At 70.5% G+C, this 458-nt stretch carries 1 protein-coding gene; it reads right to left on the minus strand.

Annotated features, from left to right (window positions below):
• Positions 1–101 precede the first annotated feature (101 nt).
• Positions 102–458 (minus strand): hypothetical protein (locus IV512_RS19745; RefSeq protein ID WP_209406487.1); only part of this gene is annotated, 357 nt, incomplete at its 5' end.

Raw genomic sequence — 458 nt, forward strand, 5'->3', positions numbered from 1 at the left:
CTGTGAAATCCGCGAGAAGCTGATGGCCTTCATGCGCGACGAGTGCCGCGAAGCTCTGCCGCGCGACCGGATCGAGTGGCCGCAGGGAGAAGAGCGGCCGATCAGTCCGCCAGAGCCGACCGGCCCTGGCTGATCGCCTGGTCCAGCGTCAAGGTGCGGGCGGGCGGCGTCTCGCCGCAGGTCACGGCCAGCAGTTCGGCGGCGTCGCCGCCGGGCGCCGCGGCATAGGGCGGGGCCGTTTCGGGCGTCGCGGGACCTTGGACGCCGTCGTCGCGCAGGGAAGCGAAATCCAACCTGTCGGCCGTCCTTGTTCGGCAGTCGAAGACCCAGCGCGACCAGCCGCCGACATAGAGGACGTCGCCCACGTGAAACCCCTGTTCCGCCACCTGGAGGCTGCGCATCCGCGCGGCGTCGCCCTGGCGCACGATGGAGGCCACGTCCGCATATTGCGCGAAACG

It is taken from the genome of Pseudozobellia sp. WGM2, from assembly GCF_017810075.1.
In the GTDB taxonomy this organism is placed as follows: domain Bacteria; phylum Bacteroidota; class Bacteroidia; order Flavobacteriales; family Flavobacteriaceae; genus JADNYK01.